Annotated in this window: 14 protein-coding genes; 4 read left to right on the top strand and 10 right to left on the bottom strand. The window is 71.8% G+C overall.

The genetic code is table 11. The annotated features are described in order from the left end of the window. Positions 1–98 precede the first annotated feature (98 nt). Positions 99–881, top strand: a complete 783-nt coding sequence (locus AC068Z_RS31345; protein WP_478563169.1) for an SAM-dependent methyltransferase — start codon at positions 99–101, stop codon at positions 879–881. 53 nt (positions 882–934) lie between these two features. On the opposite strand, the gene gatB is transcribed toward AC068Z_RS31345, so the two are convergent. The 9 genes from gatB to AC068Z_RS31300 all read right to left on the bottom strand — a co-directional run bounded on the left by gatB (position 935) and on the right by AC068Z_RS31300 (position 11,586). Beyond that, positions 935–2,449, bottom strand: a complete 1,515-nt coding sequence (gatB, locus tag AC068Z_RS31340; protein ID WP_478563166.1) for an Asp-tRNA(Asn)/Glu-tRNA(Gln) amidotransferase subunit GatB — start codon at positions 2,447–2,449, stop codon at positions 935–937. A gap of 15 nt (positions 2,450–2,464) precedes the next feature. Further along, positions 2,465–2,704, bottom strand: a complete 240-nt coding sequence (locus AC068Z_RS31335) for a hypothetical protein (protein ID WP_478563163.1) — start codon at positions 2,702–2,704, stop codon at positions 2,465–2,467. Then, a complete protein-coding gene (gene gatA / locus AC068Z_RS31330) occupies positions 2,701–4,194 on the bottom strand; it encodes an Asp-tRNA(Asn)/Glu-tRNA(Gln) amidotransferase subunit GatA (protein WP_478563160.1) in 1,494 nt (497 codons plus the stop codon). The genes AC068Z_RS31335 and gatA overlap by 4 nt, the downstream gene beginning before the upstream one ends. Before the next feature lie 6 nt (positions 4,195–4,200). Continuing rightward, entirely contained in the window at positions 4,201–4,497 is a 297-nt protein-coding gene (gatC, locus tag AC068Z_RS31325; protein ID WP_007384860.1) for an Asp-tRNA(Asn)/Glu-tRNA(Gln) amidotransferase subunit GatC, read from the bottom strand. A gap of 98 nt (positions 4,498–4,595) precedes the next feature. Next, entirely contained in the window at positions 4,596–6,860 is a 2,265-nt protein-coding gene (locus tag AC068Z_RS31320) for a putative bifunctional diguanylate cyclase/phosphodiesterase (protein ID WP_478563157.1), read from the bottom strand. 269 nt (positions 6,861–7,129) lie between these two features. Then, a complete protein-coding gene (gene ligA, locus AC068Z_RS31315) occupies positions 7,130–9,322 on the bottom strand; it encodes an NAD-dependent DNA ligase LigA (protein ID WP_478563154.1) in 2,193 nt (730 codons plus the stop codon). Between the two features lie 15 nt (positions 9,323–9,337). Continuing rightward, positions 9,338–10,333, bottom strand: coding sequence for a methionine synthase (locus AC068Z_RS31310; protein ID WP_478563151.1), 996 nt, complete (start codon positions 10,331–10,333; stop codon positions 9,338–9,340). Next, the gene (locus tag AC068Z_RS31305) at positions 10,330–11,028 is read right to left on the bottom strand and encodes an SDR family oxidoreductase (protein WP_478563148.1); all 699 of its coding nucleotides are present in this window, start codon (positions 11,026–11,028) and stop codon (positions 10,330–10,332) included. The genes AC068Z_RS31310 and AC068Z_RS31305 overlap by 4 nt, the downstream gene beginning before the upstream one ends. 18 nt (positions 11,029–11,046) lie before the next feature. After that, complete coding sequence (locus AC068Z_RS31300) at positions 11,047–11,586, bottom strand: LOG family protein (RefSeq protein ID WP_478563145.1); 540 nt, start codon at positions 11,584–11,586, stop codon at positions 11,047–11,049. Between the two features lie 51 nt (positions 11,587–11,637). On the opposite strand from AC068Z_RS31300, the gene AC068Z_RS31295 reads away from it, so the two are divergent. After that, complete coding sequence (locus AC068Z_RS31295; RefSeq protein WP_478563142.1) at positions 11,638–11,961, top strand: DUF427 domain-containing protein; 324 nt, start codon at positions 11,638–11,640, stop codon at positions 11,959–11,961. 36 nt (positions 11,962–11,997) lie between these two features. Then, positions 11,998–12,780 (top strand): alpha/beta fold hydrolase, encoded by a 783-nt coding sequence (locus tag AC068Z_RS31290; protein WP_478563139.1) that lies wholly within the window; start codon positions 11,998–12,000, stop codon positions 12,778–12,780. A gap of 31 nt (positions 12,781–12,811) precedes the next feature. On the opposite strand, the gene mnmA is transcribed toward AC068Z_RS31290, so the two are convergent. Next, the gene (gene mnmA / locus AC068Z_RS31285; RefSeq protein ID WP_478563136.1) at positions 12,812–13,936 is read right to left on the bottom strand and encodes a tRNA 2-thiouridine(34) synthase MnmA; all 1,125 of its coding nucleotides are present in this window, start codon (positions 13,934–13,936) and stop codon (positions 12,812–12,814) included. 60 nt (positions 13,937–13,996) lie between these two features. On the opposite strand from mnmA, the gene AC068Z_RS31280 reads away from it, so the two are divergent. Next, a complete protein-coding gene (locus tag AC068Z_RS31280) occupies positions 13,997–14,662 on the top strand; it encodes an N-acetylmuramoyl-L-alanine amidase (RefSeq protein ID WP_478563133.1) in 666 nt (221 codons plus the stop codon). Positions 14,663–14,729 lie beyond the last annotated feature (67 nt).

Genomic DNA, 14,729 nt, shown 5'->3' with positions numbered 1-14,729 from the left:
GTACGACCACTTGTCGAGCATCCGACCGCGCGTTGAGCGTGGGGGCGCGCCGCTCCGTATCCCTTTGCGCTTCCCCGGACTCAAGGAGCCCGTTCCCGATGCCAGAGGACGACCTCACCGAGCGCCTGACCCACGCCCGTTACCCGCGCAGCAACGCCTACGACGCCCGCTGGGTGGTCCAGAACCAGAGGGGCCCGAACGCCCTGTGGCTGCTGGAGTGGCTCGCGCCCGCTCTCGGCCTGGACGGCCTGCGCCCGTGCGCCCGCGTGCTCGACCTGGGCTGCGGCCGGGCCACGACCTCGGTCTTCCTGGCCAGGGAGTACGACGCCCAGGTCACCGCCGCCGATCCGTGGATCGCGCCCGACGACAACGCCCGCCGCGTCGCCGAGGCCGGCTTCGCCGACCGGGTGCTGCCCGTACGCGCCGGGCCGCACGACCTGCCGTTCGCCGAGGCCTGCTTCGACGCGATCGTGAGCATCGACGCGTTCCACCACTTCGGCACCGACGACCTCTATCTGCCCACCCTCACCCGGCTGTTGAAGCCGGGCGGACAGGTCGGGGTGGTCGTCCCCGCGCTGCGGGAGGAGTTCGAGGGCGCCGAGCCTCCCGAACACCTCAAGCCCTTCTGGGACCCGGCGTTCTGGGCGTTCCACTCCCCCGCCTGGTGGCGGCGGCACTGGACGCGCAGCGGGGCCGTCGAGGTGGAGACCGCCGACTGGCTCGACGACGGCTGGCGGGACTGGCTCCTGGGGTGCGAGGTGGTCGCCGAGGAGAGCGGGCAGGAGTCCCACTGCGCTATGTCCCGCGAGGTCGCCGGGATGCTGCGGGCGGACGAGGGCCGCACCCTGGGCTTCGTACGGCTCGTGGGACGCCGTGGGTAGGTACGGCGACGGCCCCGGAGGACGTGCCTCCGGGGCCGTACCGGCGAGTGGGCTCAGCCCTCGCTGACGCCCAGCTTCTCCAGGATCAGCTCCTTGACGCGCGCCGCGTCGGCCTGGCCCCGGGTCGCCTTCATGACGGCGCCCACCAGAGCACCGGCCGCGGCCACCTTGCCACCGCGGATCTTGTCCGCGATGGCCGGGTTGCCGGCGATGGCCTCCTCGACGGCCGTCGTCAGGGCGCCCTCGTCGGAGACGACCTTCAGACCGCGCTTGTCGACGACCTCGTCCGGGGTGCCCTCGCCCGCGAGGACGCCCTCGATGACCTGCCGGGCCAGCTTGTCGTTCAGGTCGCCCTTCGCCACCAGCTCGGAGACACGGGCCACCTCGACCGGCGTGATCGACAGCTCGTCCAGCGACTTGCCCGACTCGTTGGCGCTGCGGGCGAGTTCGCCCATCCACCACTTGCGGGCGGAGGCCGCGTCGGCACCGGCGTCGATCGTGGCGACGATCGGGTCCAGCGCGCCGGCGTTGAGGATCGCCTGCATCTCGGTGGCGGAGATGCCCCACTCCTCGCGCAGCCGGTTGCGGCGCACCAGCGGCAGCTCGGGGAGCGCCGCGCGGATCTCCTCGACCCACTCGCGCGAGGGCGCCACCGGGACGAGGTCGGGCTCCGGGAAGTACCGGTAGTCCTCGGCCTCCTCCTTCACGCGGCCCGAGGTCGTCGACCCGGTGTCCTCGTGGAAGTGGCGGGTCTCCTGCACGATCGTGCCGCCGGAGGACAGCACGGCCGCGTGCCGCATGATCTCGAAACGGGCCGCGCGCTCCACGGACCGCAGCGAGTTGACGTTCTTCGTCTCCGAGCGGGTGCCGAACTTCTCGGTGCCGTTCGGGCGCAGCGACAGGTTCACGTCGCAGCGCATCTGGCCCATCTCCATCCGGGCCTCGGAGACGCCGAGCGCCTTGATGAGCTCGCGCAGCTCACGGACGTACGCCCGCGCGACCTCGGGAGCCCGCTCGCCCGCGCCCTCGATCGGCTTGGTGACGATCTCGATGAGCGGGATGCCCGCGCGGTTGTAGTCCAGCAGCGAGTGCGAGGCGCCGTGGATCCGGCCCGTGGCGCCGCCGACGTGCGTCGACTTGCCGGTGTCCTCCTCCATGTGGGCGCGCTCGATCTGCACCCGGAAGGTCTCGCCGTCCTCCAGCTGCACGTCGAGGTAGCCGTTGAAGGCGATCGGCTCGTCGTACTGGGAGGTCTGGAAGTTCTTCGGCATGTCCGGATAGAAGTAGTTCTTCCGGGCGAAGCGGCACCACTCGGCGATCTCGCAGTTCAGCGCGAGACCGATCTTGATCGCCGACTCCACGCCGGTCGCGTTGACGACCGGGAGCGCGCCGGGCAGGCCGAGGCAGACCGGGCAGGTCTGGGTGTTGGCGTCCTGACCGAGGGCCGTCGAACAGCCGCAGAACATCTTGGTCTTGGTGCCGAGTTCGACATGGACCTCAAGGCCCATGACGGGGTCGTACGACGCCAGCGCGTCCTCGTACGACACCAGGTCGGTCGTGGTGGTCACGGTGAAACTTCCCTCTCAGCCCAGCAGGACGTCGTCGTCGCCCAGCCGCTTCAGCTCGCGGTAGAGGATGGCGAGGCCGGTGACGATCGCGGCGGCGGACACGGTGGCGTCGATCAGGACCAGGGTGTCCTTCTCGGCGCGGGCCTTCTTCAGCCGCTTGGCGACGCCGAACGCGCCGAAGGCGGTGGCGGCCATGGACAGGTAGGTACCGGACTTGGACTTCTTGAAGTCCTTGGCCTTGGACAGCTTGCTCACAGCGACGGAGCCTCCTCAAGAAGCGGGTGCCCCCACCTTTCCACGAAGGCGGCCTCCACCGCGGCGCCCACCTTGTACAGGCGGTCGTCCTGCAGTGCCGGGGCGATGATCTGCAGGCCGACCGGGAGGTTGTCCTCCGGGGCCAGACCGCACGGGAGCGACATGGCCGCGTTGCCCGCGAGGTTGGTCGGGATGGTGCACAGGTCCGCGAGGTACATCGCCATCGGGTCGTCGGCGCGCTCGCCGATCGCGAAGGCGGTGGTCGGGGTCGTCGGGGAGACGATCACGTCGACCTGCTCGAACGCCTTCTCGAAGTCCCGCGTGATGAGGGTGCGGACCTTCTGGGCGCTGCCGTAGTAGGCGTCGTAGTAGCCGCTGGACAGGGCGTACGTGCCGAGCATGATGCGGCGCTTCACCTCGGGGCCGAAGCCCGCCTCACGGGTGAGGGAGGTGACTTCCTCGGCGGAGTGCGTGCCGTCGTCGCCGGTGCGCCGGCCGTAGCGCAGGCCGTCGAAGCGGGCGAGGTTGGAGGAGCACTCGGAGGGCGCGATCAGGTAGTACGCCGAGAGCGCGAGGTCGAAGGACGGGCAGTCCAGCTCGACGATCTCCGCGCCCAGCTCCTTGAGCAGCTCGACGGACTCGTCGAAGCGCTGGATGACACCGGCCTGGTAGCCCTCGCCGCGGAACTGCTTGACGACACCGACGCGCATGCCCGCGACGCTGCCGTTGCGGGCGGCCTCGACGACCGGCGGGACCGGGGCGTCGATGGAGGTGGAGTCCATCGGGTCGTGCCCGGCGATGACCTCGTGCAGCAGGGCCGCGTCCAGGACCGTACGGGCGCAGGGGCCGCCCTGGTCGAGGGAGGAGGAGAAGGCGACCATGCCGTAGCGGGAGACCGCGCCGTACGTCGGCTTCACACCGACCGTGCCGGTGACGGCGGCCGGCTGACGGATGGAGCCGCCAGTGTCGGTGCCGATGGCGAGCGGGGCCTGGAAGGAGGCCAGCGCCGCGGAGGAACCGCCGCCCGAACCGCCGGGGATCCTGGTGAGGTCCCAGGGGTTGCCGGTCGGCCCGTAGGCGCTGTTCTCGGTGGAGGACCCCATGGCGAACTCGTCCATGTTGGTCTTGCCGAGGATGACCACGTCGGCGGCCTTCAGCCGCTTGGTGAGCGTCGCGTCGTACGGCGGGATCCAGCCCTCGAGGATCTTCGAACCGACCGTCGTGGGGATGCCCTCGGTGGTGAAGATGTCCTTCAGCGCGAGGGGCACACCGGCCAGCGGGCCGAGCCTCTCGCCCCGCTCCCGCTTCTCGTCGACGGCACGGGCCTGCGCGAGGGCACCCTCGCGGTCGACGTGCAGGAAGGCGTGCACCTTCTCGTCGACGGCCTCGATACGGGCGAGGTGGGCCTCGGTGACCTGGACCGCGGTCAGCTCGCCGGAGGCGATCTTCTCGGCGGTCTCGGCGGCCGTGAGCTTGATGATGTCCGTCATGGCTTCTTAGTCCTCCCCCAGGATCTGCGGCACCTTGAAACGCTGCTGCTCCTGGGCCGGGGCGCCGGAGAGCGCCTGCTCGGGGGTGAGCGACGGACGGACCTCGTCCGCGCGCATGACGTTCGTCAGCGGGAGCGGGTGCGAGGTCGGCGGTACGTCTTGGTCGGCGACCTCACTGACGCGTGCGACCGCGCCGATGATGTCGTCCAGCTGTCCCGCGAAGTGCTCGAGCTCTTCGGGCTTCAGCTCCAGACGCGCCAGCCGGGCGAGGTGGGCGACCTCCTCGCGCGTGATGCCAGGCATGCAGCGATCCTCTGGGGTGAGTGCGTGTGGTGTGGCCCCAATCCTATGGGGCGGGGACCCATGCCCGTGAAACGGTTTCCCCGGAGGCCGTGGCCGTACTAGTTCAGCCGGCCCGGATCGTCCGCCGCCGCGGCGGGCAGGGCCGCCGCCGGTCGCTGCCAGCCCCGCGAACCCCGGGCCCGCAGCCACGCCGTCGTCTCCTCGGGCGGCATCGCCGCCGCGACCAGCCAGCCCTGTACGGCGTCGCAGCCCAGATCGCGCAGCCGCTCCCAGGTCTCGTCGTCCTCGACGCCCTCGGCGACCACGAGCAGGCCGAGCGAGTGGGCGAGGTCCACCGTGCAGCGCACGATCTCCGCGTCCTCGTTGTCCACCGCGAGCCGGGCCACGAACGAGCGGTCGATCTTCAGCTCGCTCACCGGGAGCCGCCTGAGGTGCACCAGGGACGAGTAGCCGGTGCCGAAGTCGTCCAGGGACATCTTCACGCCGTGCCCGGTCAGGCCCGCGAGGGTGTCGGCGGCGCGCTGCGGGTCCTCCAGGAGGACGTGCTCGGTTATCTCCAGCTGGAGCGCGCCCGCCGGGACGCCGTGCCGGGCGAGCCGGGCGGCGACCGATCCGGCGAAGCCGGGGGTGTGGACGTCGCGCGGGGAGACGTTGACGGCGACCGGGACGTGCAGTCCCTGGGCCCGCCACTTGGCGACCTGTCCGAGGGCCGTCTCCAGGACGTACTCGGTGAGGTAGGGCATCAGCCCGGAGGACTCGGCGATGGCTATGAACTCGTCCGGCGGCACCTTCCCGCGCTCCGGGTGCACCCAGCGGACGAGGGCCTCCAGGCCCGCCACCTGACCGTCGAAGCGGACCTTGGGCTGGTAGTGCAGCTGCACCTCGTGCGCGTCGAGGGCCCTTCTGAGGTCCCCGAGCAGGCCGAGGCGGTCCGGGGTGTTGGAGTCCCGCTTGGACTCGTAGACCTCCACGCCCGTGCGGTCCCGCTTCGCCTGGTACATCGCCACGTCCGCGCGGCGCAGCAGGCCCTCGGCGTCCAGCGCGTGGTCGGGGAAGACGGCGACTCCGGCGCTGGCCTCCAGGACCAGGGTGAGACCGTCGAGGTCGAGCGGGGAGCTGAGGTCGGCGACCAGACTGCGGGCGACGCGGGTCGCGGACGTCGTGGAGTCGGCGACCGGCAGTAAGACGGCGAACTCGTCGCCGCCCAGGCGCGCGGCCTCGGCCCCGCGGGGCAGCGCCAGCCGGAGCCGGTCGGCTATCTGCAGCAGCAGCCGGTCACCGGCGAGATGGCCCAGCGTGTCATTGACCGAACGGAAGCGGTCCAGGTCGATCAGCATCAGCGCGGACCGGGCGCCGATCCGCTCGGCGTCGTCGAGCGCGGTCCAGATCCGCTCCAGCAGCCACTGCCGGTTGGGCAGCCCGGTCAGCGGGTCGCGCAGCTGCTCCTCGGCGCGGGCCCGGGCTATCCACAGGGTGGAGTCGAGGGCGATCAGCGGGATGGAGAACAGCGGCAGCAGCACCGGCTTGGCCATGGCGACGACGCAGACCAGTGGGGCGATGCCGAGCAGGGCGACCGCGACCAGGCCCTGTCTGACCAGGGCGGTGCGGGCGACGGTGGGCAGGCCCGTGGCGCGCGGGGCGTGCAGGTACCACAGCAGGGTGCGGCTGACCAGTAGGTAGGCGGCGGCGACCAGCACCACCTCGGGGGCGGTGTAGAAGGTCCAGGTGTCGGGGTTCCAGGGCTCCTCGACGGACGGCACCCGGCCGAACACGGCGAGGACCAGGGCGCCGGCGGCGATGCCGAGGATGTCCACCGAGCCGTGCAGGACGCCCTGCCGCCAGCGGTGGCGCCGGGCTGCGCCGACCAGGACGACGACGGTGAGGCTGACCATCCCGGCGGGCACCCAGCCGTAGAGCATCAGGACGGCGAGGGTGAGGGCGGCGCCGGAGCCGGTGCCGCCCCACCAGCGGGCGCGGCCGAGGGCGACGAGATGGCCGACGATGACGCCGGTGAGCACGGCCAGCGACCAGCCGACGGTGCCGGACGGGAAGAGGGCGTGGCCGCCGGTGAAGGCGCGGTAGAACCCGGCGCCGAGCACGAAGCCGGCCGCCGCCACGACGGCCGCGGGCAGCGCGGGCCAGGACAGGTGCCGGTCGGACTCGCCGTCCGGCAGTCCCGACAGGTGCTCGGTGCTGAGCGGGATGACGGAGCGGCCGTCCGCCGCCGTGAGCGGCCCGGTGGGGCGCCCCGCGGCGCCCGGGCGCCCGGCGGCCCGGCCGGACCGGCGGCTCGCCCGCCAGGCGCCGGTGACCCGGCGCAGGAGCAGCCGTGAGTCCGGGGCGGCGCTCTCGCTCGGTTCCATTCCCGTCCCTCTCACTGCCGGCGGTGCCCACGCCACGCGGTCCCGCCCCCGACGAACCCGGGCGGCACCGCGTTGGAAAACCCTTCCCCCGGCTCACCAAGAGCAAGGGAATGCCCCAACCGCAGCTGGGCACGGCAGGCGCACATCTCAACAGTAGGCCGCAGAAGGCTTCCACGGGCAGCGGTCGTCGACGGTTGCCCGAATGCGCCCCGGCCACCCGTATGCATCTGGTATGCGCCGATCGGGTGGCCTTCAACCGCTGCTGTCCGCTACTCCTCGGTCGGAAGCGCGACGCCGGCCGCCGCCTCGGGACCCTGCTCCAGCAGGACGTTGAAGCCGTCCTCGTTCAGAACAGGGACCTTGAGCTGCATCGCCTTGTCGTACTTCGACCCGGGATTGTCGCCTACGACGACGAAAGACGTCTTCTTCGAAACCGAACCGGTCACCTTGGCCCCGCGGGTCTGCAGCGCCTCCTTGGCGCCGTCCCGGGTGAAGTGCTCCAGCGTGCCGGTCACCACCACGGTGAGGCCCTCCAGCGGGCGTGGGCCCTGGTCCTCCCCGGAGCCCTCCTCCTCCATCCGGACACCGGCCGCTCTCCACTTGCGGAGGATCTCCTGGTGCCAGTCCTCGGCGAACCACTCCTTGAGCGAGGCCGCGATGATCCCGCCGACCCCGTCGGTGGCGGCCAGCTCCTCCTCACTGGCCTGCTCGATCCGCTCGATCGAGCGGAATTCCCGGGCCAGCGCCTCGGCGGCGACCGGACCCACGTGCCGGATCGACAGACCGGTCAGGACGCGGGCGAGCGGGCGCTCCTTGGCCGCACGGATGTTCTCCAGCATGGCAAGCGCGTTCTTCTTCGGCTCGCCCTGCTGGTTGGCGAAGACCATGGCGAGCTTCTCCTCGCCGGTCTTCGGGTCCCGCTTGGGCAGACCGCTGTCCTGGTCGAGGACGTACGCCTTGATGGGCAGCAGCTGCTCGATGGTGAGGTCGAACAGATCGCCCTCGTCGGCCAACGGCGGGTCCGCGGGCTCCAGCGGCTTGGTGAGGGCGGCCGCGGCGACGTACCCGAAGTGCTCGATGTCCAGCGACTTGCGGCCCGCGAGGTAGAACAGGCGCTCGCGCAACTGGGCCGGGCAGGTGCGGGCGTTCGGGCAGCGCAGGTCGACGTCGCCCTCCTTCATGGGCCGCAGCGCCGTACCGCACTCGGGGCACTCGCTCGGCATCACGAACTCGCGCTCGCTGCCGTCGCGCAGGTCGACGACCGGACCGAGGATCTCCGGGATGACGTCTCCGGCCTTGCGCAGCACCACGGTGTCGCCGATGAGGACGCCCTTCAGCTTGACGACGTCCTGGTTGTGCAGGGTGGCGAACTCGACTTCCGAACCGGCCACCGTCACCGGCTCGACCTGGGCGTACGGCGTGACCCGGCCCGTACGGCCCACGCCCACGCGGATGTTGACCAGCTTGGTGTTGACCTCCTCCGGCGCGTACTTGTACGCGATCGCCCAGCGCGGGGCGCGGGAGGTGGAGCCGAGGCGGCCCTGGAGCGGGATCTCGTCGAGCTTGACGACGACTCCGTCGATCTCGTGCTCCACGGAGTGGCGGTTCTCGCCGTAGTACGCGATGAACTCCCGGACGCCGTCCAGGTCGCCGACCACCTTGTTGTGACCGGAGGTGGGCAGACCCCAGGTCTTGAGCAGGTCGTACGCCTGGGAGAGCCGCGTCATGCCGTCGAAGCCCTCCAGGGCGCCGATGCCGTGGACCACCATGTGCAGCGGGCGGGTGGCGGTGACGCGCGGGTCCTTCTGGCGCAGCGAACCCGCGGCGGCGTTGCGCGGGTTGGCGAAGGGCTTGTCGCCGGCCTCCACCAGACGGGCGTTGAGCTCCTGGAACTTCTCCATCGGGAAGTAGACCTCGCCGCGGATCTCGACGAGGTCCGGAACGCTGTCCCCCGTCAGGCGGTCCGGGATCTCGGTGATGGTGCGCACATTGGGGGTGATGTCCTCGCCGGTGCGGCCGTCGCCGCGGGTCGCCGCGCGGGTGAGCCGGCCGTGCTCGTAGGTCAGGTTCACGGCGAGGCCGTCGACCTTGAGCTCGCACAGGAAGTGGTGGGCGGAGGTGCCGACGTCCTTGTGGACGCGCTCGGCCCAGGCGGCCAGCTCCAGGTCGTCGAAGGCGTTGTCCAGCGAGAGCATCCGCTGGCGGTGCTCGACGGCCGTGAACTCCGTCTCGTACGCGCCCGCGACCTTCTGCGTCGGCGAGTCGGGCGTCCGCAGCTCGGGGTGCTCCTCCTCCAGCGCCTCCAGGGAGCGCAGGAGCTTGTCGAACTCCGCGTCGCTGACGACCGGGGCGTCCTTCACGTAGTACCGGAAGCGGTGCTCCTCGATCTGCTCAGCGAGCTTGGCGTGCTGTTCCCGCGCCTCGGCGGGCACCGTCGTCTCCGCTTGCTTGTCGCCGGCCACCGTGTTGTCCTCCCGTTACTCAGGGTTGTCCGCGAGTGATCTCGCCGCCCGGACGCAGTGGGCGAGGGCCTTGCGGGCGTACTCGGGGGAAGCGCCCGCGAGTCCGCACGCCGGGGTGACCGTGACGGACTCCGCGAGAAGCCCCGGTCGCAGCCCCAGCCTGCGCCACAGCGTCCTGACACCCATGACGCTACCGGCAGGGTCTGACAATGGGCCGTCCGTGCCGGGGACGACACCTGCGAACAGCCGGGTGCCCGCCTCCACCGCCTCGCCGATCGTGTCGTCGTCACGCTCGGTGAGGAGCGAGAAGTCGAACGAGATCGCCGTGGCCCCCGCCCGGCGCAGCAGGGCGAAGGGGACGTCCGGTGCGCACGAGTGCACCACGACGGGGCCGCCCTCGTGAACCCCGATGACATCGCGCAGGGCCGCCTCGACGACCTGCCGGTCCGCCGCCCGGTGCGTCCGGTACCCGCTGGCGGTCCGCACGTGGCCCCGCAGCACGGCGGTGAGGGACGGTTCGTCGAGCTGGAGCACGAGTTGGGCGCCGGGGATGCGGCGCCGGACCTCCGCGAGGTGCTGGCGCAGACCCTCGGCGAGCGAGGCGGCGAGGTCACGGCAGGCGCCGGGGTCGGAGAGGGCGGCCTCGCCGTTCCTGAGCTCCAGGGCGGCGGCGAGGGTCCAGGGCCCGACGGCCTGCACCTTCACCTGCCCCTCGTACCCCTGGGTGAACTCCTCCAGCGCGTCGAGATCCTCCACGAGCCAGGACCGCGCCCGCTTGGTGTCCCGCCCCGGCCGGTCCCCGATCCGCCAGCCACTGGGCTCCACGCGCGCGTACAGCTCGACGAGCATTCCGGCGGTACGGCCGATCATGTCGGCGCCGGGGCCCCGGGCGGGCAGCTCGGCGAGGAACGGGAAGTCCTCGAAGGACCCGGTGGCGGTCTTGGCGGCCTCCCGGGCGTCACCGCCGGGCAGCGAACCGACGCCGGTGGCGGGGGCGAAGCGAAACGTCACCGGCCCGGCCTCACCGTCAGGTCGTTGACCTCGGCGTCCCGGGGCAGGTCGAGCGCCATCACGATCGTGGTCGCCACGGACTCCGGGTCGATCCACTTCGACTCGTCGTACTCCTTGCCCTCCTGCTGGTGGACCTTCGCCTGCATCGGGCTCGCCGTGCGGCCGGGGTAGACGGAGGTCACCCGCACGCCGTTCGCGTGCTCCTCGTGCCGCAGGGAGTCGGCGAGAGCCTTCAGGCCGTGCTTGGAGGCGGCGTACGCGGACCAGTCGGCGTGGGCGTTGAGGCCCGCGCCCGAGTTCACGAACAGCACATGGCCGCGGGCGGCGCGCAGTTGGGGCAGGAAGTGCCGGGTCAGCTCGGCCGGGGCGATCAGGTTGACGTTCAGCTGGTGGCGCCAGGTCTTCGGGGTCAGATCGCCCACCCGCCCCAGGTCCACCACGCCCGCGATGTGGAGCAGCGAGTCCACCCGGTCCGGAAGCGACTGGTGGGAGAAGGCCCAGGACAGCTTGTCCGGGTCCGACAGGTCGCCGACCAGCGTCCGCGCCCCCGGAAACCGGGCCGCCAGCTCCTTCGCACGCCCCGCGTCCCGCGCGTGGAGCACGAGTTCGTCCCCCCGCGCGTGCAGCCGGCGCGCCACGGCCGCGCCGATTCCGGAACCGGCCCCGGTGATCACATGAGTTGCCATGCCCGACATCGTCGCATCACGGCGGCCTCACTCCACGCCCTGGCTCTCCTCCAGGTACGCCAGCGCCCCCACCGGCTCCTGCGCGAAGAACACCAGGTCGGCCAGGGGGCGGGGCAGGAAGCCCTCGTCCTCCATGCGGCGGAACTGCTCCTTGAGGCCGTCGTAGAAGCCCGCGGTGTTCAGCAGGACGACCGGCTTGTCGGTGTGGCCGTGCTTCTTCAGCTCCAGGATCTCGGTCGCCTCGTCGAGGGTGCCGGTGCCGCCCACCATGATGACGACGGCGTCGGCCTTCTCCAGGAGCAGCCTCTTGCGCTCGGCGAGGTCCTTGGCGATCACCATCTCGTCGACGCCCGGGCGGACCTTGGCGGCCAGGAACTCCACGGACACCCCGACGAGCCGTCCGCCCGCCTCCTCCACCCCGTCGGCGACCACCTTCATCAGCCCGGTGTCGGAGCCGCCCCAGACGAGTGTGTGCCCGCCCTTGCCCAGCAGGTTCGCGAACTCCCGCGCGGGGCGGGTGTAACGCTCGTCGAGATCGGCGGCGGAGAGGAAGACGCAGATTCGCATGGAGCCACCGTACGCGGGAAGAACCGGCGGCCGGCGAGCGCTCCAACTGGCATGGCTGAAGGACACACGATCACGATCGAGCAGGGCACGCGGCGCGTACGGGTCGTCCACGGCGACCGGATCCTCGCCGAGACCGACCGGCCGCTGGTCCTGCGGGAGACCGGCTGTCCCGTCCGCTACTACATCCCGCCGGAGGACGTACGCCTGGACCTGCTGAAGCCCTCGGACACGCACACGTACTGCCCCTTCAAGGGCACGGCCTCCTACTGGTCGCTGCCGGACGCCACGGACCTGGTGTGGGCGTACCCCGACCCCAAGCCGGACGTGGCCCCGATCAAGGACCACCTGTGCTTCTACGAAGTAGAGGTGTTGTGACCGATTAGTCCGGTGCCCGATGGCAGGCTGTCGGGTATGGGACACGAGACCAGTTCGCGCGACGGCACCTCCCTCGCGTACGAGAGCACCGGTGACGGCCCGGCGGTCGTCCTCGTCAGTGGCGCGATGTCGACGGGGGCGACGCTGGCGCCGTTGGCACAGTCCCTGGCGGGGCACGGGTTCGCCGTGGTCACGTACGACCGCCGGGGCCGCGGTGAGAGCGGTGACACGGCACCGTACGACGTGGCCCGCGAGGTCGAGGATCTCGCGGCGCTAATCGAGGCGGCGGGCGGCGAGGCGGCCCTGTGCGGGGTCTCCTCGGGCGGCGCGCTGGCGCTGGAGGCGGCGGCGAGCGGGCTGCCGGTGCGTCAGGTCGCCGTGTACGAGACGCCGTTCGCCGTGCACGAGGGCGGGAAGGCGGCGTGGGCCGAGTACACCGAGCGGCTCGGCGAAGCACTCGGACAGGGCCGGCGCGGGGACGCCGTGGAGCTGTTCCTCCGGCTCACCGGGCTCGCCGAGGAGATGATCCAGGGCGCCCGCCAGTCCCCGATGTGGCCCGGCATGGAGGCCGTGGCGCCGAGCCTCGCGTACGACGCCGCCGTGCTGGGCGACGGCGGGGTACCGCGCGAGCGGGTGGCCGCGATCGAGGTGCCCGTGCTGGCGATCGCGGGCGGCGCGAGCCCCGCGTGGATGCGGGAGGCCGCCCAGGCGGTCGCGGAGGCGGCACCGCGGGGCTCGTACCGCTCCCTGCCGGGCCAGACCCACATGGTCGAGCCGCAGGTCCTCGGCCCGGTGCTGGCGGAATACTTCGGCGGCTAGCCCTACGGCGCCGAGAGCGTCGTACGACCGCTCAGGCCACGCCCGCCGTCGCGCGCGTGGTCGTCGAGATCGTCGCCGAGCCCACCACGCGCGTGCCGTCGTACAGGACGATCGCCTGGCCGGGGGCCACGCCGCGGACCGGCTCCGTGAAGGAGACCTCGAGGGTGCCGTCGACCAGTTCGGCGGTGACCTCGGTCTCGCCGCCGTGGGCGCGGAGCTGGGCGGTGTAGGTGCCGCGGCCGGTGGGGGCGGTGCCGCACCAGCGGGGCTTGATCGCGCGCAGGGCGGTGACGTCCAGGGCGGCGGCCGGACCGACGGTGACCGTGTTGTCGACCGGGGAGATGTCGAGGACGTAGCGCGGCTTGCCGTCGGCGGCCGGGGTGCCGATGCGCAGGCCCTTGCGCTGGCCGATGGTGAAGCCGTACGCGCCCTCGTGGGTGCCCAGCTTGGCGCCGGACTCGTCGACGATGTCGCCCTCGGCCCTGCCGAGCCGCTTGGCCAGGAAGCCCTGGGTGTCGCCGTCCGCGATGAAGCAGATGTCGTGGGAGTCGGGCTTCTTCGCGACCGCCAGGCCCCGGCGCTCGGCCTCCGCGCGGATCTCGTCCTTCGTGGTGACGGTGTCGCCGAGCGGGAAGAGCGCGTGCGCGAGTTGCCGGTCGTCCAGGACGCCGAGGACGTACGACTGGTCCTTGGCCATGTCGGAGGCGCGGTGCAGCTCGCGGGAGCCGTCCTCGCGCACGATCACCTTGGCGTAGTGGCCGGTGCAGACCGCGTCGAAGCCGAGGGCCAGCGCCTTGTCCAGCAGCGCGGCGAACTTGATCTTCTCGTTGCAGCGCAGGCAGGGGTTGGGGGTGCGGCCCGCCTCGTACTCGGCGACGAAGTCCTCGACCACGTCCTCGCGGAAGCGGTCGGCGAGGTCCCAGACGTAGAAGGGGATGCCGATGACGTCCGCGGCGCGGCGGGCGTCGCGGGAGTCCTCGATGGTGCAGCAGCCGCGGGCGCCCGTGCGGAACGACTGCGGGTTCGCAGAGAGTGCGAGGTGGACACCGGTGACGTCGTGGCCGGCTTCCGCGGCGCGGGCGGCGGCGACGGCGGAGTCGACGCCTCCGGACATGGCGGCGAGGACACGGAGGGGGCGCTGCGGGGTGTCAGTCATAACTCTTCAAGAGTACGGGTCCGCGGGAACCGGGGCCGCCGGGTATCCGTTGACGATCACATGGGGGCGGAGAAGGCATCCAAGGACACGGACCGGCGCATCGGGCGGCGGGCGCTGCTGATCGGCGGCGCCGCGGCCGCGGTGGGCACGGCGGTGCTCGCGCGCGACGAGCTGGGGCGGCTGTGGTGGCGGATGCCCGGCGTGGAGAAGCCGCGCAAGGAGGGCGAGGTCGACTTCGCCGGCGCGCGCTGGGTGGCGGCGTCGGACGCGAACTGGCGGCGCGCGGACCGGCCCGACGACTACGGCGTCGACATGGTGATCATCCATGTCACCCAGGGCAGCTTCGACAGCGCGGTGCAGGTGTTCCAGGACCCGGAGCACGGAGCGGCCTCGCACTACATCGTCCGCAAGGACGGCCATGTCACGCAGATGATCCGCGAGCTGGACGTGGCGTACCACGCGGGCAACCGCGACTACAACGAACGCAGTGTGGGCATCGAGCACGAGGGCTTCGTGGACCGCCCGGAGGGTTTCACGGACGAGATGTACGAGGCCTCGGCACGGCTCACGGCCCGGATATGCGCCCGCTACGACATCCCCGTCGACCGCGAGCACATCATCGGCCACGTCGAGGTTCCGGGCACGGACCACACGGACCCGGGCGAGCACTGGGACTGGGACCGGTACATGAAGCTCGTCCGCAAGGCACGCACGGCGACGGCCTGAGGCCCGGCGACGGCGGGTGCCAGCCCTTGCCCAAGCGCGCCCCTCCACAGACGCGGAAAGGAGACGG

The sequence above is a fragment of the Streptomyces sp. NPDC043726 genome (genome assembly GCF_056436565.1).
Note: the sequence above shows the minus strand (reverse complement) of the source record. Positions and strands in the feature narration are given on the sequence as shown.